Origin of the sequence: Ensifer sp. WSM1721, from assembly GCF_000513895.2 — a bacterium.
Taxonomy (GTDB): Bacteria; Pseudomonadota; Alphaproteobacteria; order Rhizobiales; family Rhizobiaceae; genus Sinorhizobium.
Genome location: NZ_CP165782.1, coordinates 728,289 through 747,191, shown reverse-complemented (window position 1 = coordinate 747,191; position 18,903 = coordinate 728,289). Strand labels below are relative to the sequence as shown.

Genomic DNA, 18,903 nt, shown 5'->3' with positions numbered 1-18,903 from the left:
AGACGAAAAGGCCGGACTGATTCAGCCGGCCTTTCTTCACTTGGACGAGCTTCGCCGCCACACAGACTTGTTCATCCGAGTGTGGACAATTCCTGCCGACCGTGGCTCGCCGCGCGCGATGCCGTCGAGCCTGCGGGGATCACTTGCCGCGGCGCTTACGACGCTGGCCGAGGCCCATTTCCTTGGCAAGACGCGAACGGGCTTCCGCATAGGCCGGTGCGACCATGGGATAGTCGGCGGGCAGATCCCACTTCTCGCGATACTCTTCCGGCGAGAGGTTGTGGTGGGTCATCAGGTGCCTCTTCAACGACTTGAACGTGCCGCCGCATTCGAGGCAGGTGATCTGGTCGTCCTGAACCGACTTACGCACCGAGACCGCGGGCTTCGGTTTCTCCACCGGAACCACTACGGGCGCGGGAGCCGTCGTGTTGTTGAGAGCCGAATGAACGTCGGCTATGAGCGTCGGAAGCTCGGCAACGGGAACCACATGGTTGCTTACATAGGCGGCGACGATCTCCGCCGTAAGCTCAACCAGGAGTTCATTGCTCGTACCGAGCGAAGTTTCTGTCATTTTTTTCTCCTATCGGAATCCAGCAAAAACCCTGAAACCCGTTTCAGGGGAGGATGTGCAAAATGCCGCCGAACGGCGGTTGCCACCTCGGAACTGACCGCTAACTGCGCGACGGAGACCGTGGTTTCGCCGCAACATCAAGGCTCGAATTGCAACAGGGAAATCCGTCACCAAGGCACCGCTGCGGCTGGCACCTCAAAGCAACGGACAGCATCACAACTCAAGCTGGAATTTCAGTTCAAAGTATATTCCACAACGACACTTTGCGTTTACTGCATTAACACTGATCGACGAAAAGTCCAAACATAATTTTTGCCCGAAGGCAGCAACTTTATTCCAAAGTGCTAAAATTGACGTGAGCGCGAAAATTCTCCTGAAATACAGAATCAGAAATGCTGCCGATCAGTGACGCCGTGCCTCTTCCTTTTGCGGAAGCTGATCTATCACCGACAGTTTCGTCATCCTGTAGCCCGCCTGATGCGCGGCTTTCGCCAGAAGATGGGCAGAGATCGGCGCCGTCAGCACGAAGAAAACAAATCCGGCGAGCGCGCGCACAAAGATCGCGAGATCGAGCGAATGCAGCCCGGCAGCAAAGAGCAACAAGCCCGAGCCGACGGTTCCCGCTTTCGAGGCGGCATGCATGCGCGTGTACAGGTCCGGAAATCGGATGAGGCCGAGGGCTGCGAGCAGCGAGAAGCATGCGCCGATGACGACGATCAACGCAACGATGGCAGCAACACCGCTATTGACTTGCCCCGTCATCGGCGCGCCCCCTTGCGTTTGCGGCGGCCGGCCTGCCCCGAGCGCACCTGCTTCGACGATGGCTTTGTCGGCGCCGCCGCGGATGCCCCCTGGGGCGCGTGCTCCGGCGCGAGGCCGCGCACGAGGATGAAGCGGGCGAAGGCGACCGTCGCGAGAAAGCCGACGAGACCGAGAGCGATAGCGATATCGATGTAGAGGTTGAACCCGGTCCTGATCGCGATCACAGCAATGAGGCCGATCGCGATCGCCACCAGCATATCGAGGCCGAGCACCCGATCGGGCAGGGTCGGCCCGCGAATGATGCGCAATACCGTCATCAACAATGCGAGAGAGAGGAGCACCAGCGCCAGGCCTGTGGCGGCGCTCAGAAGCATGGCGGGCATCATCGTTCGAAGGCCTCCCGAATGCGCCGTTCGAAGCCGCGGGCAATGTCTTGCCTCAATGCGCCCGGATCGGCGCAGTCGAGTGCGTGGACATAGAGGACCTTTCGATCGTCCGAAACGTCGACCGAAAGCGTGCCGGGCGTAAGGGTTATGAGATTGGCGAGCAAGGTGATCTCGAAATCGCCCTTGACCGTCAGCGGATAGGCGAAGATCCCGGGTTTCAGCGCCATGTTCGAGCGCATGACAAGAATGGCGACCTTCGTGGCCGAAACGGCAAGCTCCCTAAAGAACAGCAATGCGAGCAGCAGGATCCGCAACGGCCTCAGCGGGTAGGTGACCGGGTGCAGCTCGCGCCGGATGAGCCAGAGCGACAGGGCACCAGCGGCAAAGCCGAGAATGAGATTCGCGGGCGTGAAACTGGCACTGATCGCGCCCCAGACGAGGGTGAAGACAAGATTGGTCAGCAGGAACTTCATTGCGAGCCTCCTGCGGGGAAGACCGAATTCAGATAGGCCGAGGGCTCGGCAAGCCCCGCCGCCGCCCTCTGAATCGCCCCGAGCAGCGGGTCGGGATAAAGGCCGATCAGGAGCGCCAGCAGCGTGAGGGCGGCAAGCGGCGCAAGGCTCACCGCCGAGACCGGCACCGCCTCTCCCGATTGATCGGCCTCGTCCCGCCAATAGGCGAAGAGGAACAGGCGGCCGGTGACGATCGTGGTGAGAAAGCCGGTCAGAAGGAGCGCGGCCGCCAGCCACCAAGCGCCGATGTCGAGGGCCGCCTTCACCAGCATGACCTTCGGCCAGAAGCCGGAAAAGGGCGGCAGGCCGGAGACGGCGAAGCACAACATCAAAGTGAGCGCGGCAAAGCCGACATGCCTTCGATAAAGACCGGCGAGCGTTATGATCGAGGCGCTTGCACCGAGACGCATGGCAATTCCCGAGGCGAAATAGAGGCCCGTCATCACCAGCATCGAGTGCAGCGCGTAGAAGATCGCACCGCCGACGCCGCCCGGACCGCCGACGGCAACGCCGGCGAGAATGGAGCCGATGCCCGAAACAATGAGATAGCCGAGGATACGGCGAAAATCCGTCTGGGCCAGCGCACCGAGAACGCCGACAATCATCGTCAGAGCGCCGGCAAGCGCCACGACGAAGCTCATTTCCTCCCTTTCCACCGGAAAAAGCATGACCGTCACCCGGATCAGCGCATAGATGCCGACCTTGGTGAGCAGGCCGGCGAAGAGCGCCGACACGACGACGCGCGGCGTGTGATAGGAGGCAGGCAACCAGAAATTCACTGGAAAAGCGGCTGCCTTCATTCCGAAAGCGAGGACATAAAGCCCCACCAGCGTCATCAGGGGAGCGCTGTCGCGCAGACTTTCGGCCTTGCGGGCGATGTCGGCCATATTGAGCGTGCCGAAGACAGCATAGAGGTAGCCGGTCGCCACCAGGAAAAGCGTCGTGGCGACGAGATTCAGGAACCCGTATTTCACCGTACCATCGAGCTGTTCGCGCTCCGAGCCCAGCACCAGAAGGCCGAAGGACGAGATAAGCAGAACCTCGAACCAAACATAGAGGTTGAAGATATCCCCGGTCAGAAAGGCCCCGGAAACACCCGCCATCAACACCATCAGCAGCGGATAGAAACCATAACGCCGGCCGCTATCGTTGATGTCGGTAAGAGAGAAGACACCGGCCGCGAGCGCGACGGATGCCGCCACCAGGGCGAACAGCGCCCCGGTCAGGTCCACGGTGAAAGCAATGCCGAAAGGCGGCAGCCAGCGACCCATCACCATGGTCATCGGCCCGTTCGTGGCGACGCGTTCGAGGAGCAGCCCGTCGATCATCACCAGCCCGGCCAGTCCCGCAATGGCAGTGACCGGCTGAAGGCCGAGCGAGCGACGCAGCATCACCAGCAGCGCGCCGACAGCCAGACACCAGGCGACCGGCAGGATCACCAGCCATTCGCTCGCCATCGATGGCGTGAGGACCAGCGCAGCAGAAAGGTCGGCGGGAGGAGAGATCGAAGCAGCCATGACGCGGTCAGTATCCCAGCGGCGGCGCCGGCTCGTTCACCGGTTCGGCGACGCGCATCTCATCGGTGTTGTCGGTCGCTAGTTCGTCATAGGCGCGCCAGGCGAGAACGAGCAGGAAGGCGAAGAAGGAAAAGGAAATGACGATCGCCGTCAGGATCAGCGCCTGCGGCAGCGCATTGGCGGCGGGACCGGCTAGAACATCTGCGTCTCCGGCGATGACCGGCGGAACGGCGCGTGTGAGGCGTCCGCCGGTGAAGATCAGCAGGTTCACGGCATTACCCAGGATCGCGACGCCCAAGAGCACGCGGATGATGAATTTCGACAGCAGCAGATAGACGGCAACGGTGAAGAAGATGCTGACGAGCAGGGAAAACCAGGCCTCCATCACGCCCCTCCCCGTTCTTCGAGCGAGAGCGCGACCGAGCTGATCGCGCCGATGACGACCAGATAGACCCCGGTATCGAACAGCATGACGGTGGAAAGAGGGATCTCGACGCCGAGAATGGATGGATAGATCCAGAGCCCGGTCATGAACGGCACCCGCGCGACGATCGAGATGAGGCCCGCGACGGTCGCTGCCAAGAGCCCCGCCCCGGCAATTGCCATCGGGTGGAAGAAGATCGCCCGGCGGACCGTCTCGACGCCATGGGCGATGCCGTAGATCGCCAGCGCCGAGACCGCGATCAGGCCGCCGATAAAGCCGCCTCCGGGCGCATTGTGGCCGCGTAACAGCACAAAGATCGAGAAGAGTATCATCAAGCCCGTGAGGAACGGCGCCACTGTCCGCAAGATAATCGACTTCATACCCGCTCCTCCGCATGCGCCTCATCGGCGGCGACTTCCATGGGCACGCCGCGCTTCAGCGACCCTGCCCTCAGCCGCACGAGCGCGAGAATGGCGAGGCCGGCAACCATCACGACTGCGATTTCGCCGAGCGTGTCCGTGCCGCGGAAATCGACGATGATGACGTTGACGACGTTGGCGCCATGCGCGATCGACTTCGAATAGAGATTGAAGAAGTCTGTCAGCGTCCTATCGAACGGCACGCCCGTGACCTTGAGGAGAAACAGCCCGAAACCGAGCCCGCAGGCGAGCGCGATCGCGAAGTCGGGGAGCTTCTGAGCAAGTGGCCGGTGGTCGGAGGGCGACAGTCGCAGCCGGGTCATCACCAGTGCCAGTACAACGACGGAGAGCGTCTCGATCATGAATTGGGTGAAGGCTAGATCCGGCGCGCCGTAGAGCAGGAAGATCACGGCGACCGCGAAGCCCTGGATGCCGAGCGAGACGATCGCAGTCAGCCGATCGGCCGCCAGCACCACGGCGAGAAGGCCGGCGACGGCGATCGCCATGATCGCGAGCTCGTGCAGCGGAACATCCGAGGAAAAGAACGGGGCGCGTGGAAATTCGCCGTAACGGAGCGGAACCGCCAGGATCACGACGGCGACCAGAACGAAGGTGGCCGTCATGTAAACATCGAAGCGGCCACCCTGCAGCCGACGGGTCACGGCGGCGGCAAGGCCCACGAGGCCGCGCATGAACTGGTCGAAACCGCGATCCGGCCCCCAGCCGATATCGGCAAGAATTGCCGCAGCGGCAGCGCGCAGGCGAGCGAGATTGAGATAAAAAGCTATGCCGGCAAGCACCGTCAGGCCGGAAAGCAGCACCGGCACCCCGAAGTGTGGCGCCAGAGAAATAGTGACGGTCCGCGTTTCGCCGGCGATGGCGGAGGCCATAGGCGACGTGACGAGCCGGTGCGCGAGCCCGGACATCAGTGCGATGGAAATGCCCTTCAGTGCAAGTATGGCGGGGCCGAGCCAGAGAAGAAGCGGCGCCTCATGCACGGGCCTCGGCGTCGCCACTTTCGGCCCGAGGAACGGCTTCAGCGCGATCGCGAAGGCCACGGCGAACATCAGCGCGTTGCCGAGAATGGTCAAGGCCGCGAAGACCACAGAGCGACGGTCGAAGCCGGCAAGTGCTGCGTAGATTTCCTCTTTCGCAAGGAACCCGAAAGAGGGCGGCAGGCCGCCCATGGACAGTGCCGCCATGAGCGCGACGGCAAAGGTCAACGGCATGGCCGAGCGCAGGCCGCCAAGCCGCGTGATGTCGCGCAGGCCGGTTTCGTGGTCGATGATGCCGGCCACCATGAACAGCGCTCCCTTGAAGAGCGCGTGCGCGACGAGATAGAGCGCCGCGGCTTCGAGCGCGTACGGGGCGCCGAGTCCGGTGAGCATGACCAGGAGACCGAGCGACGACATCGTCGTGTAGGCCAGCATCAGCTTCAGGTCGGTCTGGCGCACGGCCAGCACCGCGCCGGTGACCAGAGTGGTCACGCCGAAGAGCGGCAGGAGAATCTGCCATTCCGGCGTGCCGCCGAGGACCGGATTGAGCCGCATCAGGAGATAGACCCCTGCCTTCACCATCGTTGCCGAATGCAGGTAGGCCGAAACCGGTGTGGGCGCTTCCATGGCGTTCGGCAGCCAGAAATGAAAGGGAAACTGCGCCGACTTGGTGAAGGCGCCGCCGAGCACAAGGAGAAGTGCCGCGAGATAGAACGGGCTCTCTTTCAGTTCGCTGCCGAAGGAAAGCAGCAGCGAGAACTGGGTGATGCCGCTGACGTTCCAGAGGATGAGAAGGCCTGCGAGCAGGAGGAGGCCGCCTCCTCCCGTCACGACGAGTGCCTGCAGCGCTGCGCGCCGGGCGGCCTCCCGCCCGTGATCGAAGCCGATCAGCAGGAAGGAGGTTATCGACGTCAGCTCCCAGAAGACGAAGAGCATCAGGAAGCTGTCCGATACGACGAGCCCCTGCATCGAGCCCATGAACATCAGGATGAACGAGAAGAAGCGCCCTTGCTGGGGATGCCCTTTCAGATAGCCGCCGGAATAGAGCACGATGAGGGCTCCGATGCCGGAGATCAGAAGGGCAAAGGTCAGCGACAAGCCGTCTATCAACCAGGAGAAACTGACGTTGAACGACGGTACCCAAGCATAACCGCCCGTCACGATCTCACCGTTCGCGATCTCCGGAACGAAGGCTGCGAAACGGGCGAAGATCGCGAGCGGCGTAAGCGCCAGCACCCAGGCGGCATGCTGGCCGAGAAGGCGCGTCAAGACCGGCGCGAAGGCGGCCGCGGCGAAGGGAAGACCGAGGGCCAGGAATGTCAGGGCCGCGGTATCCATCTTCTCGGCACGCTCCTTCTGGTTTGATCATTCGGTCAAGCTTTCATCGGACATAGAAGAACGGCGGTTCCGCCTCAAGAGAAATCGGGCGTGAACGGAGTTGTGCGACGGATATACTGTGCAAAGCGCAACAATTCGCCAGCCGATCGAGGGGATGACCCGTAAAGGCGGCGATGATCTTCGAGGAGGGTTGACCGCTGTTCCGGCGGGAACTGCGACGGCCGACGCATCGGTATCGGATGGTGCTTAAATCGGGATCGATTTGAAGATAGGATGAACCAGCAGTTCGCACTCCCAGCGACCTTCACGCATCTGCTGTATGTTTCCTTAAATCGGAGCCGAGTTAGGGATTTAAAACGTGCAGCAGCTCAAAGTGCAACAGCGGCCTTCGTCTGATAAGACGCGCGGCGCCGTAGGGAGCCGCGCGCCCGGAGGAATGGCTGCGGGTCGAAATAAGCCGAGGAGACGTCCCCGCATGCGTCGTGCCTTTATTGCTGCTGTTCTCCTTCCGGCGCTTGCCCTGCCCGCCGCAGCCGACGACGATTGGCATCCCTATGCCAATCCCCGCTTCGGCTACACAGTCGACATACCGCCCGGATTCGAGCTGCGTCAGGAGCCTGACAACGGCGATGGCGCGAGCTTTCTTTCGGACGATAACGGTGCGACGCTAATGGTGTTCGGCACCCATCCGCCTGACGGTGACTTTGAAACGGACGTCGCCGAGCGGATCGGCTATGAGAAGCAGGACGACTGGCGAATAATCTTTTCGCGCATCACGCCCGCTTGGGCCAGCTTCTCGGGTGCGCGCGACAATGACATCTTCTATGCCCGGGCAATCGCGCTGTGCGACGGCAGCGCCGCCTATTTCAGACTGCAGTACCGCAAGAGCAAGCTCACAAGCTTCGACGGCGTCATCTCGCGCATGGCCGAAGCGTTGCGGCCGTCGGAAGGCTGCCAGGCTGCGCCCGAATGAGCCGAAACGCGAGCCGTGTCGGCACTCCAGTTGCTCAGGATACGGTCGCGCTGCTGATGCAGGTGAGAACCGCCGAATAATGCACGGCGGACCCGGCGACGACGAAGCCATGCCATATCGCATTCTGAAAGCGCAGGCGCTCCCAGACGTGAAAGATCACGCCGATCGTGTAGATGACGCCACCGACCACGATGAGAATGAGCGTCGTTTCGCTGAGGGCCGCGAATAGCGACCGCGCGGCGAGAAGGCCGCTCCAGCCCATCGCTAGATAGAGCAGGATCGCCAGGCGATCGAAACGACCCGGGAGAAGGCACTTGATCACGATGCCGGCAATCGCAATCGCCCAAATGCCGATCAGCATCGAGAACAGGAAGGGGTCATCCCAGCCGCGCTGCAGAAACGGCGTATAGGTCGAGGCGATCAATACGAAGATGGCGGAATGATCCAAGCGACGCAGCAACCACTTGGTCCGGCAGATCGGATAGAGGTTGTAGAGGAAGGAGACCGAAAGCGTGATGATGAGGCCGCCGCCATAGACCGAGGCAGCGGCAAGCTGACCCGAGGTGCTCCAGACGGTCGCATAGAATATCAAAGCAGTCACGCCAACCAGCGCGGCGGAAAGCCCGATGCCGTGGACAATCCCATCGGCGATCAACTCCGATCGGTCATAGTTCCATTTTACGCCGCCGATATCCACGAGGCCCCTCCCGCTTCGGTCCCGATATCCGCATGCGCTGCGTCGAAACGACGATCCTTCCCTTTCGTCGTTCGCCGCCGATCGCGCCCTCTTTCAACAGTACGAACGGGAGGAGGAGCTCCGAGACGACGGCCCAGTCTCCCTCCCGCTGCAACTCATCGTGCCACAGAGCGAGCCCCTGGCAAAGCGCCAGGACAGGGCGAAAGGATCAATTTTTGCAACGCATTACAACAATTGCCGGACTTCGATTCGAAGCCGCGCGCCCCGTGCACAAACGCCCGCACGAGGCACGATCAGAGCAATATCGCTTGCGTGACGGTTGCACCGGGCGGCGCGAAAGCGCCAACGCTATCTCGCCCTTCCTGCGACCTCGGCGGCACAGGTCTGGCAGAGCGGCGCGTGCGGCACGGCGCGCAATCTTTCCGGCGCAATCGGATCGCCGCAACGCGCGCAGATACCGAAGGTCCCAGCCGCAATCCGGTCGAGTGCAGCGTCGATCGCGCGGATCTCGCCCTGGCCTGCAAGGCCGAGGCCTTCCAGCACCTCGTCCCCTTCCCGTTCCGTGACGCGATCCGGTACATCGGCGTTCATCGGCTGGTCGAGATCTTCCTCGATCTTTCGTAGCCGGCCATTGAGTTCGCGTTTGCGGCGCAGAAGCTGTTCGCGAAAATCGTCAAGCGCGTACTTGTCCATTGCGGGGCTCCTTCGAGTCGCGGCGCAGTTCGGCTGCGCCGCCTTTTGTTTTTGGCATTACCGATCGACGAGGACCGCGCAGGGGCAATGGCTGACGACGCGGCTGGCGGTTGAACCGATGAAATAATCGATCAGACCCGGACGGTGCGACGCGATGATCACCAGATCGGCATTCTCCTCCTCGGCAAGAGCATTGATCGTACCGGCCGCTCCGCCGGTGCGGATTTCTATGCGCCCTTTGATGCCGTGCTTGGTCTTCAGCGCCTCCAGCGTCTTGACCGCGTGCTTGCGCGATTCCTCGATCATCTCCAGTGGAAAATCGACGATCATGTAGCCTTGGGCATAGGCATTCAGGTCCTCGACGACATTGAGCAGGATGATCTCTCCTCCTTCGTCGATCAGTTTTTCTGCGATGCGGAGGACAGATTCGCCGTGCTCCAACTGATCCATGGCGATTGGGACGATGATCTTCTTGTACATACCGCTATGTTCCTTCTCTGGCCCTCCCCCGGGTCGCCGGCGCGACATACGAGGCCAATCCCCTGAGTTACGATGATCTTGGCTTGAGCCAACTCAATTCCCTGCGCCGGATACGGGCGGAAACCGCCTCATATCCCCTCCTCCTGCGCCGACCAGAAATTGCGCAGAGGCGGCAGTCCGAGCATTGATTGAAATCAAATCGGCCGCCGCTCGTGCGCTCGCATTGCCCTAGGATGAGGTAGAGCGTCCGCCATGACTGTCAACGTTCGTCGAACACAACATCAAGTAATATAATAGCTTTCGTGAACGTATTCACGTGCTCATATTGGGTTACAGTTTGAAGGACATCGGGCGGGCGTCGCCCCACCCGAAAGGCGAAGGTAATGGAAAACACAACAGGACCGAAAACGACCAGCCTCCCGGCCGACCACGCGGTCGCGATGCCGGCTTTTGTCGAGCGCTCTCATCTCGTCGTCCAGGATCTGCAGGCGGTATCGGCCTGGTACCAGCGGATCGTCGGCCTCTCGCCGATTGAGCAGAGCAAGAGCGGTGTAACGCTCGGCGCTGCCGGAAGGCCCTTGCTGACGTTGACGAGCGACGGGAATGCGGCGAAGGCGCCGCGTAGCGCGCCCGGTCTTTTCCATCATGCGTTTCTCGTTCCCGGCCGCAAGGAACTCGGCCGCTGGCTGGCACATGCCGTCGAGAATGGGGTGCGCCTGCAAGGGGCATCCGACCACCTGGTCAGCGAAGCGATCTACCTGGCCGATCCCGAAGGCAACGGCATCGAGATCTATCGCGATCGCCCGCGCGACGAGTGGACTTACCAGGAGGACGGCACAGTGGCGATGAACACGCTGCCGCTTGACCTGCAAGCCCTTTACGACGAGGCGCCGAAGGGCGCTTGGAACGGCCTCGCCGACGGCACCACGATCGGCCATATCCACCTGCAGGTCTCGGACATCCCCCAGGCGGACGCCTTCTTCCGCGATGCCTTGGGGCTCGATCTCATGGCCCGTTACCCGGGAGCGAGCTTCTTCGCCTCAGGCAAATACCATCATCACGTTGCAGCGAACATCTGGAACTCGCGCGGCGCCCCGAAACGCGAAGGCAATATGACCGGTCTCGCCGGCTATACGATCCGTTTCAACGATGCGGCGGCGCTCGCCGCAGTGATCCGGAAGCTTGACGCGCTCGAAATAGCGGCCAGTGGCGAAAACGGCATCCATAGTCTCACGGATCCGTGGGGCATCGGTCTCAAACTCTCCGCATAGGCGCCGCATGCAGGAGGGGCCCGCGACTGGCCTCAGGCCGGCATGTCGCAGACCAAGGCGACGAGCCGCAGGACAAGTGGCCGGACGATCAGCACGCAGACGAAGGCAACCGGCATGGCGAGCCCGTAGGCGCCGAGGACCCGGGCCGGATAATCCGCGTCGATACCGCTATTGGCAGCGACGATTACGCCGGACATGAGGAAAGCCATGATCGCCGACATGAAGAAGGCGAAGGCAACGGGCACGGCTTTGGACGGCAGCTTGCGGCTGCGCGCGGCGCGAAGCCGCGGCATCGTATCTTCGGACATCGAAAACTCCTTGAAAGGGCGGAGGAATGCCCCGTGGGATTTGCCGCTACTATACGGCCGCGGCGAGCCCGCGGTAGCCCATTGCCGGCTTGTTCAGAATTAGGCAAAACTATCGAATGATGATCGTCATTCGATGGAATTGGTTATGGACACTTTGCGTGGTATCGAGAGCTTCGTGCGGAGCGTGGAGGAAGGCAGCATTGCGGCGGCCGCCCGCAAGCTCGGCATCACGCCGGCCGCGGCGAGCCAGAACATCGCAAGACTCGAGCGAGCGCTCGGCACGCGGCTCCTCAGCCGGACCACCCGCCAACTGGGTCTCACCGAGAGCGGGCGTCTCTACTATGATCGCGTGCGCAACGTCGTTCACGACCTGGAACAGGCGGCAGCGGCCGTTTCGGCTCTTCACGAGGAACCCCGCGGGCAGCTAAAGATCTCCTCGTCCGTGGCCTTCGGCCGCCATGTGATCTCACCCCTCGTTCCGCCCTTCGCCGCGTGCTATCCGGATGTGTCGATCGAGCTCGTGATCACCGATCGCAGCATCGATCATATCGGCGAAGGGATCGATATCAGCGTGCGCTTCGCCCAGCAGCTCGAACCGGGCCTCATTGCGCGCAAGCTTGGCTCGGTGCCGATGATCATCTGCGCCGCTCCCGCCTATATCGACCGGCGCGGCCGTCCGGAGACGCCGGACGACCTGCAGCATCACGATTGCCTGACCTACCGTTTCGCGGTCGACGGCCGGCTGTTCCGCTGGGGCTTCGTGCGTGACGGCTTGCGCTTCGAACCCGAACTGCGCTCGACGATCATCAGCAACGACATCGACACGCTGGCCCAAATGGCGATCGCGGGCGCGGGCGTCACGCGGCTCGGCGCCTTCATCGCCAATCCGCTGATCGAACAGGGCCTGCTGGTGCCGCTCTTCGGCGGCGATACGACCAAAGGCATCGCCAGCGTTGCCCATGAGCCCCTTGATTTCTATGCCTGCTTCCTCGACCGGCACGCAGAGACGCCGAAGGTGCGCGCCTTCATCGAGCACGCGGTGCAATCGCTGAAGGGGCGGTGGTGACAGTGGCTTTTCGCCGGTCACATCCTCGACCGCTTTCCGCTTGATCGTGGTGATGGCCGCCTCTATCTCATTGTTCCCCATAGAACCGATCCCGGAGACATCCTTTGTCCGTTTTCAAGAACCTGCCCGCCGCACCAGTCGCCCCGAAGAAACCGGTTGCGGATACCCGCCACGGCATAACTCGAACGGACGATTACGCTTGGCTCAGGGCCGACAACTGGCAAGCGATGTTCAAGGATCCTTCGATTCTCGCTCCGGAAATCCGCAAGCACCTCGAAGCGGAAAACACCTACATGAACGCCGCCATGGCGGACACCAAGGACCTTCAGAAGACGCTGTTTGCGGAGATGCGCGGCCGCATCAAGGAGGACGATTCCTCCGTACCGATGAAGGATGGCGCCTTCGCTTACGGAACATTCTACGTGAAGGGCGGCGAGCATCCGCGTTATTTTCGAATTCCGCGCAACGGAGCCGCACATGACGAGTCGATCCGCCAGGTGCTGCTCGACGGCGACCGGGAGGCCGAGGGCAAGGCCTATTTCCGCATCGCCGGCCTCGATCATTCGAGCGACCATTCGCGAGGGATCTGGGGCTATGACGACAAGGGATCGGAGTATTTCACGCTGAAGGTGCGCGACCTTGCGAGCGGCGAGGATCTTGCCGACGTCATCGAAAATACCGGTGGCGGTGGCGCCTGGGCACCGGACGGCAAGAGCTTCTTTTATACCGTGCTCGACGAAAACCACCGGCCGTCGAAGATCTATCATCACGTCATCGGCACGCCGCAGGCCGACGACCGGCTCGTCTACGAGGAAGCGGACCCGGGCTTCTTCATGTCGGTCGGCGGCTCGCTACTCGACGACTTCATCTTTATCGACATCCACGACCACCAGACCAGCGAATACCGGATCATCCCGACCAGGGATCTGGCCGCCAAACCGAAGCTCGTGGCCGAGCGCGTGACGGGCCTCGAATACTCGATGACCGAGGGCGGTGACGTTTTCTATATACTCACCAATGCCGACGGCGCCAAGGATTTCAAGATCATGGAAGCGCCCGTAGAGGCGCCTGGGAAGGAAAACTGGCGCGAGGTCGTGCCGCACCGGCCGGGCACGCTGGTCCTCAGCCACATGGGCTATGCTCGCCATCTCGTCTGGCTGCAGCGCCGCAACGGCCTGCCGGAAATCGTCGTCCGCGACCGCAGGACCGGCGAGGAGCACGCGATCGCCTTTGCCGAGGAAGCCTATTCCCTGGGTCTTGCCGGAGCGGCCGAATACGACACCGACGTCATCCGTTTCTCCTACTCGTCGATGACGACGCCCTCGCAACTTTTCGACTACGACATGCAGACGCGCGAGCGCACGCTGCTCAAGACCCAGGAGGTTCCCTCCGGCCATAATCCCGACGACTACGTGACCCGCCGCGTCTTCGCTCCGGCTCCGGATGGTGCGGAAGTCCCGGTCACGCTTCTCTACCGCAAGGATACGCCGCTCGACGGTTCCGCCCCCTGCCTGCTTTACGGCTACGGCGCCTACGGCATCACCATTCCGGCCGGCTTCAACACCAATTGCCTGTCGCTCGTCGACCGCGGCTTCGTCTATGCGATCGCCCATATCCGCGGCGGGAAAGACAAGGGCTTCCAATGGTACGAAGACGGCAAGATGGCGAAGAAGGGCAATACGTTCAATGACTTCATCGCCGCGGCTGACTATCTGAGTCAGCAGAAGTTCACCTCCCACGCGAACATCATCGCCGAGGGCGGTTCGGCCGGAGGCATGCTGATGGGTGCGGTCGCCAACATGGCGCCGGAGAAATTCCGCGGCATTATCGCCGCCGTCCCCTTCGTCGATGTCCTCAATACCATGCTCGACGACACGCTGCCGCTGACCCCGCCGGAATGGCCCGAATGGGGCAATCCGATCGAGAGCGCGGAGTTCTACAATATCATCGCCAGCTATTCGCCCTATGACAATGTGGAGACCAAGCCCTATCCGGCGATCCTGACGCTCGGCGGCCTTACCGATCCGCGCGTCACCTATTGGGAACCGGCGAAGTGGGTGGCGAAGCTGCGCGAGAAGACGATCGGCAACGAGCCGATCCTGTTGAAGACGAACATGGATGCCGGCCACGGCGGCGCTTCGGGGCGCTTCCAACGGCTGGAGGAGATCGCCTTCGAATATGCCTTCGCCATCAAGGTTGCGGGCCGGATGTAGGGGCCAGAGCCGATGCCAGTCTATGTAGCGTTGCTCAGAGCGGTCAATGTCGGCGGCACCGGCACCCTGCCGATGGCCGAACTTAAAGCGGTTTGTGAACGGCTCGGCTTCGCGGATGTCAAGACCTATATCCAGAGCGGCAACGTGCTCTTCCGGTCCGAGCTCAGCGAGACCGACGTGCAGGCAGGGCTCGAGTCGGCGCTGGCGGAGCGGATGGGCAAAGCCCCGGGCGTTCTGCTACGCAGCCGGCGCGAGCTAGATGCGGTCGTTTCGAAAGCGCCGTTTCCGCATGCGAAGCCCAACTTTCTTCTCGTTACCTTCCTGCCCGAACCGCCGGCGGCCGACGCCCTCGAAAAGCTCGTGGCGCCGGATGGAGAAGAAGTGCAAGTCCGCGGGCGGGAAATTTACATCCACTATCCGGACGGATCCGGACGATCGAAGCTCAAGCTGCCGGCGCTAAAACCCGGCACGGCGCGCAACCTCAACACCGTGCGCAAGCTTGCGGAAATGGCGGCGGCGATGGAGGACGGCCAAGCCTAAAGCGCGTCGCGTTCAATCGAATTCATGCGACGCGCTTTAGGTCCTTGTTTTTGTGCATGTCGTTGTCCCAAAACCGCTGCACACTTTTGGGCAACATGCATCAATCGGATCAAGACGGACCGGCAGGCTGGAACAGCAGCCGCACGAAAGTGCGGAGGACGAGCAACTGATCCGGCAGGCTCTTCGGCTCCTTGAGCGCCTTCGACAGCACGATACCGCCTTCGAGGACGGTCGAGACCATATCGGCAAGCTGGTCGGCATCAAGCGGCTCGCGCGGCCGATAGACCTGCATGATGTCGCGGAACATGGCGCCGAAGCGGCGGCGCCACATCAGCGCCGCTTGCCGATTAATCTCCTGGATTTTCCTGTCGAAGGCGCGTTCCTGCATGCACATCGTGGCCACGAGGCAGCCCGGATGACCGTTCGGCAGGTCCGAGAGCAATTCGGAAAGAAGCTTGAGGCCAATCAGGAACGCCTGCAGCGGATCGTCCGCAAGTTCGCGCGCCCGTCCGAAAATCTCGTCGTAGATGCGTTCGTCATTCTCGATGTAGCGCTCGAGCAATGCCTTGGCGAGCTCGTTCTTATCGCGGAAATGGTAGAAGAAACCGCTCTTGGTGATGCCGGTTTCGACGATCAATTCGTCGATCGAGGTCGCTCCGAAGCCCTTTGCCAGAACGGCCGCTTCGGCGACATCGAGGATCTTCGCACGCGTTTCCTCGCCCTTTCGCATGGCCAACTCCTGTACCGCAGGTACAGTTTTCCCATCGAAAATCGGCGGCGAGCCATTCGCCTGTCGCCGGAATCTTATGCCAAGTTCCTAATGTAACATCGGTATGCGGATTATTGGGCCATAGTGTACCGCAAGCCGGCTAGTTTAGCAGATGATAAAACGGCAGAAATTCTTCTGACTTCGCGCCGAGCGTCCGCTAAGAACAGGAGGGAACGATGGAACACGAATTCGCCAAGTACCGACACGACCTGCCGCTGCTGCGGGGAGGCATTTTCCTCAGCGACGGCGGCATGGAGACGGCGCTGATATTCCACGAGGGAGCCGATCTGCCGCATTTCGCGTCCTTCGTTCTGCTGTCCTCGCCTGAAGGCCGCCGGCAGCTTCTGCGCTATTACACGCGCTATCTGGAAATCGCCCGATGCCATGATACCGGATTCGTTCTTGACACGGCCACATGGCGCGCCAACGCCGATTGGGGGGCGAAACTCGGTTACGATGCTCAAGCCTTGGATCAGGTCAATCGCGACGCGGTCTATTTGCTGACGGAACTGCGCGCGCAGTACGAGCGGTCTCAGGTGCCGCTCGTGTTCAACGGCGTTATCGGTCCGCGCGGCGACGGCTACAAGGCCGGGCTGATGAATGCGGAAGAAGCGGAGGACTACCACTCTGCCCAGGTTGCCTCCTTTGCCGGCAGCGAAGCCGACATGGTGACGGCGGTCACTATGACGAATGTCGACGAGGCGATCGGCGTGGCAAGAGCGGCGAGGAAGCACGGCATGCCTTGCGCCATCTCGTTCACCGTCGAGACCGACGGGCGGCTGGTGACGGGCCGCTCTCTCCAGGAGGCCGTGGAAACAGTGGACGCCGAGACCGGCGGCTATCCGCACTACTACATGATCAATTGCGCGCATCCGAGCCACTTCGAGCAGAGCCTCGACCAGCATCAGGCCTGGGTGCGGCGGATCGGCGGCATCCGCGCCAACGCCTCGACGAAAAGCCATGCCGAGCTCGACGAAAGCGAGACACTGGACATTGGCGACATCAGCGATCTCGCGCGGCGCTATCGCACATTGACCGGCCGCATGCCGCATCTGCGGATCCTCGGCGGCTGCTGCGGCACCGATCATCGCCATATCGCGGCGATATGCGAGGCCTGCCTGCCCCTTTCCGCGCTCAGCGCATGACAACGCACACTCCTGCCCTCCCGCCAAGGCGGCGGGAGGGACAACCCCGACCTCGCGAAAAGCGGAGGGCTCGTGTAGACTCGTCGGGAAGGGCGGCCGGAAATCCCTCAGCACCCGCCGCTGGAGTGTCATGAACCAGATATCCTCGCAACAGGCCTCCGGTACGTCGCCGTTCCGCTTCGACAACAGCTATGCCCGGCTGCCTGCCAACTTCTATGCCCGCGTCGAGCCGACGCCGGTGGCGGAACCGTGGCTGATCAAGCTCAATCGAACGCTTGCAGAAGAGCTTCAGCTCGATATCGCAGCGCTCGAACGCGACGGGGCGGCGATCTTCTCGGGCAACATGGTTCCGGAGGGTGCGGAGCCCCTCGCAATGGCCTATGCCGGCCATCAGTTCGGCACGTTCGTCCCGCAGCTCGGCGACGGCCGCGCAATCCTGCTTGGGGAAGTGATCGACAGGAACGGTCGCCGCCGCGACATTCAGCTCAAGGGGTCGGGCCAGACGCCCTATTCCCGCCGCGGCGACGGACGGGCAGCCCTTGGTCCGGTGCTGCGCGAATATATCGTCAGCGAGGCGATGCATGCGCTCGGTGTGCCGACGACTCGTGCGCTCGCCGCAACCGTCACCGGGCAGCCCGTCTATCGCGAGCAGATTCTTCCGGGCGCCGTCTTCACCCGGGTCGCGGCGAGCCACATTCGCGTCGGCACGTTCCAGTTCTTCGCGGCGCGCGGCGACATGGAGTCTGTTCGCATACTCGCCGACTACGTGATCGACCGCCACTATCCCGAGCTAAAGGACGACGAGAAGCCCTACCCTTCGCTCTTCAAGGCAATCGCGGCGCGCCAAGCGGCCTTGATTGCAAGGTGGTTGCATATCGGGTTCATCCACGGGGTGATGAACACCGACAACATGACGATCTCCGGAGAAACCATCGATTTTGGTCCCTGCGCCTTCATGGACGCCTACGACCCGAAAAAGGTCTTCAGCTCGATCGACCAGTTCGGCCGCTACGCCTATGCGAACCAGCCTGCAATCGGACAATGGAATCTCGCCCGTCTTGCGGAAACGCTCGTTCCACTTTTCGATCCGGTCGCCGACACGGCGGTGAATCTCGCCAATGACGTGCTTACGGAATACGGCTCGATCTTCCAGAACCATTGGCTCGATGGCATGCGCCGCAAGATCGGCCTTTCGACGGCGGAAGACGGGGACCTCGACCTCGTGCAGTCGCTGCTCACCTTGATGCACAAGGGCAACGCGGACTTCACCCTCACCTTCCGCCGGCTTGCGGCATCCGCGGAAGACGCGAAGGCCGATGCGCAGCTTTTGGGCCTCTTCGGCAATCCGGAGGCTTTGACGCCGTGGCTTGTGGACTGGCGCGGCCGGCTGGAGCGGGAATCGCAGCAACCGGCCGAGCGAGCCCAAGCCATGCGCGCCGTTAATCCGGCCTTCATCCCTCGAAACCACCGCGTGGAGCAGGCGATCGAAGCGGCGATCGACGATGCGGATTTCTCGCTCTTCGAGGCGCTGCTCGACATAACCGCCAAGCCCTATGACGCTCAGCCGCAAAGCGCCAGCTATGCGGAGCCGCCAAAGCCCGGCGAAGAGGTGCTGCAGACCTTCTGCGGCACGTGATCGCAGCCGATCGCCTTTTCCATTTGCACGACGCGCTATTGAAGGCGCGTGTGCCCGCGTTATCTCTGCAATCAATGCGGACGCTTCAGGGAACGATGCAGCGTTCACATTGTTAGAGCAGCCTCTGCGTGTGCATGGTGCGGCGGGACCTGCAAGCGAACGTAGGAGCCCGTGGAGATAAGCTTCTG

General features: G+C 62.0%; 20 protein-coding genes. 7 read left to right on the top strand and 13 right to left on the bottom strand.

All coding sequences use genetic code 11. The features are described 5' to 3' along the window. Positions 1-139 precede the first annotated feature (139 nt). The 8 genes from mucR to M728_RS03565 form a co-directional block, all read right to left on the bottom strand. Positions 140-571, bottom strand: a complete 432-nt coding sequence (gene mucR / locus M728_RS03600; RefSeq protein ID WP_026618642.1) for an exopolysaccharide biosynthesis transcriptional regulator MucR — start codon at positions 569-571, stop codon at positions 140-142. Positions 572-973: 402 nt separating this feature from the next. Beyond that, the gene (mnhG, locus tag M728_RS03595) at positions 974-1,333 is read right to left on the bottom strand and encodes a monovalent cation/H(+) antiporter subunit G (RefSeq protein ID WP_026618641.1); all 360 of its coding nucleotides are present in this window, start codon (positions 1,331-1,333) and stop codon (positions 974-976) included. Next, positions 1,330-1,719 (bottom strand): cation:proton antiporter, encoded by a 390-nt coding sequence (locus M728_RS03590; RefSeq protein WP_026618640.1) that lies wholly within the window; start codon positions 1,717-1,719, stop codon positions 1,330-1,332. Before M728_RS03590 ends, mnhG begins: the two co-directional genes overlap by 4 nt. After that, positions 1,716-2,192: a Na+/H+ antiporter subunit E gene (locus M728_RS03585; RefSeq protein ID WP_026612769.1), complete on the bottom strand. Its 477-nt coding sequence runs from the start codon at positions 2,190-2,192 to the stop codon at positions 1,716-1,718. Before M728_RS03585 ends, M728_RS03590 begins: the two co-directional genes overlap by 4 nt. Next, positions 2,189-3,748: a Na+/H+ antiporter subunit D gene (locus M728_RS03580; RefSeq protein WP_026618639.1), complete on the bottom strand. Its 1,560-nt coding sequence runs from the start codon at positions 3,746-3,748 to the stop codon at positions 2,189-2,191. Before M728_RS03580 ends, M728_RS03585 begins: the two co-directional genes overlap by 4 nt. Positions 3,749-3,755: 7 nt before the next feature. After that, positions 3,756-4,133 carry a Na+/H+ antiporter subunit C gene (locus tag M728_RS03575; RefSeq protein ID WP_026618638.1) on the bottom strand — a complete coding sequence of 126 codons (378 nt, stop codon included), beginning with the start codon at positions 4,131-4,133 and terminating at the stop codon, positions 3,756-3,758. Further along, entirely contained in the window at positions 4,133-4,552 is a 420-nt protein-coding gene (locus tag M728_RS03570; protein ID WP_026618637.1) for a Na(+)/H(+) antiporter subunit B, read from the bottom strand. Before M728_RS03570 ends, M728_RS03575 begins: the two co-directional genes overlap by 1 nt. Then, positions 4,549-6,924 carry a putative monovalent cation/H+ antiporter subunit A gene (locus M728_RS03565; protein ID WP_026618636.1) on the bottom strand — a complete coding sequence of 792 codons (2,376 nt, stop codon included), beginning with the start codon at positions 6,922-6,924 and terminating at the stop codon, positions 4,549-4,551. The genes M728_RS03570 and M728_RS03565 overlap by 4 nt, the downstream gene beginning before the upstream one ends. Before the next feature lie 475 nt (positions 6,925-7,399). Here M728_RS03565 and M728_RS03560 point away from each other — a divergent pair, with 475 nt between their 5' ends. After that, positions 7,400-7,897: a hypothetical protein gene (locus tag M728_RS03560; protein WP_026618635.1), complete on the top strand. Its 498-nt coding sequence runs from the start codon at positions 7,400-7,402 to the stop codon at positions 7,895-7,897. A 34-nt stretch (positions 7,898-7,931) separates the two neighbouring features. Here M728_RS03560 and M728_RS03555 read toward each other — a convergent pair whose 3' ends face one another. The 3 genes from M728_RS03555 to M728_RS03545 all read right to left on the bottom strand — a co-directional run bounded on the left by M728_RS03555 (position 7,932) and on the right by M728_RS03545 (position 9,767). Further along, complete coding sequence (locus M728_RS03555; protein WP_026618634.1) at positions 7,932-8,594, bottom strand: hemolysin III family protein; 663 nt, start codon at positions 8,592-8,594, stop codon at positions 7,932-7,934. A gap of 348 nt (positions 8,595-8,942) precedes the next feature. Further along, complete coding sequence (locus tag M728_RS03550) at positions 8,943-9,287, bottom strand: TraR/DksA family transcriptional regulator (protein ID WP_026612776.1); 345 nt, start codon at positions 9,285-9,287, stop codon at positions 8,943-8,945. Positions 9,288-9,344: 57 nt separating this feature from the next. Then, entirely contained in the window at positions 9,345-9,767 is a 423-nt protein-coding gene (locus M728_RS03545) for a universal stress protein (protein ID WP_026612777.1), read from the bottom strand. Positions 9,768-10,150: 383 nt separating this feature from the next. Between M728_RS03545 and M728_RS03540 the strand changes: the two genes are divergently transcribed. Next, entirely contained in the window at positions 10,151-11,038 is an 888-nt protein-coding gene (locus tag M728_RS03540) for a VOC family protein (RefSeq protein WP_026618633.1), read from the top strand. A 32-nt stretch (positions 11,039-11,070) separates the two neighbouring features. Here M728_RS03540 and M728_RS03535 read toward each other — a convergent pair whose 3' ends face one another. Beyond that, entirely contained in the window at positions 11,071-11,346 is a 276-nt protein-coding gene (locus M728_RS03535; RefSeq protein WP_026618632.1) for a DUF2798 domain-containing protein, read from the bottom strand. Between the two features lie 145 nt (positions 11,347-11,491). Here M728_RS03535 and M728_RS03530 point away from each other — a divergent pair, with 145 nt between their 5' ends. The 3 genes from M728_RS03530 (at position 11,492) to M728_RS03520 (ending at position 15,165) form a co-directional block, all read left to right on the top strand. Further along, complete coding sequence (locus M728_RS03530; RefSeq protein WP_026618631.1) at positions 11,492-12,412, top strand: LysR family transcriptional regulator; 921 nt, start codon at positions 11,492-11,494, stop codon at positions 12,410-12,412. Between the two features lie 104 nt (positions 12,413-12,516). Next, complete coding sequence (locus M728_RS03525) at positions 12,517-14,625, top strand: S9 family peptidase (protein ID WP_026618630.1); 2,109 nt, start codon at positions 12,517-12,519, stop codon at positions 14,623-14,625. A 12-nt stretch (positions 14,626-14,637) separates the two neighbouring features. Beyond that, positions 14,638-15,165, top strand: coding sequence for a DUF1697 domain-containing protein (locus M728_RS03520; RefSeq protein WP_026618629.1), 528 nt, complete (start codon positions 14,638-14,640; stop codon positions 15,163-15,165). Positions 15,166-15,274: 109 nt separating this feature from the next. Here the strand turns inward: M728_RS03520 and M728_RS03515 are convergent, their stop codons facing one another. Next, positions 15,275-15,895 (bottom strand): TetR/AcrR family transcriptional regulator, encoded by a 621-nt coding sequence (locus tag M728_RS03515; RefSeq protein WP_026618628.1) that lies wholly within the window; start codon positions 15,893-15,895, stop codon positions 15,275-15,277. A 215-nt stretch (positions 15,896-16,110) separates the two neighbouring features. Here M728_RS03515 and M728_RS03510 point away from each other — a divergent pair, with 215 nt between their 5' ends. Further along, positions 16,111-17,079, top strand: coding sequence for a homocysteine S-methyltransferase family protein (locus M728_RS03510; protein ID WP_026618627.1), 969 nt, complete (start codon positions 16,111-16,113; stop codon positions 17,077-17,079). A gap of 130 nt (positions 17,080-17,209) precedes the next feature. Next, on the top strand, positions 17,210-18,715 hold the full coding sequence (locus tag M728_RS03505; protein WP_051440801.1) for a YdiU family protein: 1,506 nt from the start codon (positions 17,210-17,212) through the stop codon (positions 18,713-18,715). The last annotated feature ends 188 nt before the right edge of the window (positions 18,716-18,903 follow it).

What these genes read in the sequence shown, in the direction of transcription:
- M728_RS03505 (WP_051440801.1), top strand. Translation starts at nt 17,210, where the DNA reads ATGAACCAGATATCCTCGCAACAGGCCTCCGGTACGTCGCCGTTCCGC.
- M728_RS03515 (WP_026618628.1), bottom strand. Translation starts at nt 15,895, where the DNA reads ATGCGAAAGGGCGAGGAAACGCGTGCGAAGATCCTCGATGTCGCCGAA.
- M728_RS03545 (WP_026612777.1), bottom strand. Translation starts at nt 9,767, where the DNA reads ATGTACAAGAAGATCATCGTCCCAATCGCCATGGATCAGTTGGAGCAC.
- M728_RS03520 (WP_026618629.1), top strand. Translation starts at nt 14,638, where the DNA reads ATGCCAGTCTATGTAGCGTTGCTCAGAGCGGTCAATGTCGGCGGCACC.
- M728_RS03565 (WP_026618636.1), bottom strand. Translation starts at nt 6,924, where the DNA reads ATGGATACCGCGGCCCTGACATTCCTGGCCCTCGGTCTTCCCTTCGCC.
- mnhG (WP_026618641.1), bottom strand. Translation starts at nt 1,333, where the DNA reads ATGACGGGGCAAGTCAATAGCGGTGTTGCTGCCATCGTTGCGTTGATC.
- M728_RS03550 (WP_026612776.1), bottom strand. Translation starts at nt 9,287, where the DNA reads ATGGACAAGTACGCGCTTGACGATTTTCGCGAACAGCTTCTGCGCCGC.
- mucR (WP_026618642.1), bottom strand. Translation starts at nt 571, where the DNA reads ATGACAGAAACTTCGCTCGGTACGAGCAATGAACTCCTGGTTGAGCTT.
- M728_RS03590 (WP_026618640.1), bottom strand. Translation starts at nt 1,719, where the DNA reads ATGATGCCCGCCATGCTTCTGAGCGCCGCCACAGGCCTGGCGCTGGTG.
- M728_RS03540 (WP_026618633.1), top strand. Translation starts at nt 10,151, where the DNA reads ATGGAAAACACAACAGGACCGAAAACGACCAGCCTCCCGGCCGACCAC.
- M728_RS03510 (WP_026618627.1), top strand. Translation starts at nt 16,111, where the DNA reads ATGGAACACGAATTCGCCAAGTACCGACACGACCTGCCGCTGCTGCGG.
- M728_RS03580 (WP_026618639.1), bottom strand. Translation starts at nt 3,748, where the DNA reads ATGGCTGCTTCGATCTCTCCTCCCGCCGACCTTTCTGCTGCGCTGGTC.
- M728_RS03575 (WP_026618638.1), bottom strand. Translation starts at nt 4,133, where the DNA reads ATGGAGGCCTGGTTTTCCCTGCTCGTCAGCATCTTCTTCACCGTTGCC.
- M728_RS03585 (WP_026612769.1), bottom strand. Translation starts at nt 2,192, where the DNA reads ATGAAGTTCCTGCTGACCAATCTTGTCTTCACCCTCGTCTGGGGCGCG.
- M728_RS03570 (WP_026618637.1), bottom strand. Translation starts at nt 4,552, where the DNA reads ATGAAGTCGATTATCTTGCGGACAGTGGCGCCGTTCCTCACGGGCTTG.
- M728_RS03535 (WP_026618632.1), bottom strand. Translation starts at nt 11,346, where the DNA reads ATGTCCGAAGATACGATGCCGCGGCTTCGCGCCGCGCGCAGCCGCAAG.
- M728_RS03560 (WP_026618635.1), top strand. Translation starts at nt 7,400, where the DNA reads ATGCGTCGTGCCTTTATTGCTGCTGTTCTCCTTCCGGCGCTTGCCCTG.
- M728_RS03530 (WP_026618631.1), top strand. Translation starts at nt 11,492, where the DNA reads ATGGACACTTTGCGTGGTATCGAGAGCTTCGTGCGGAGCGTGGAGGAA.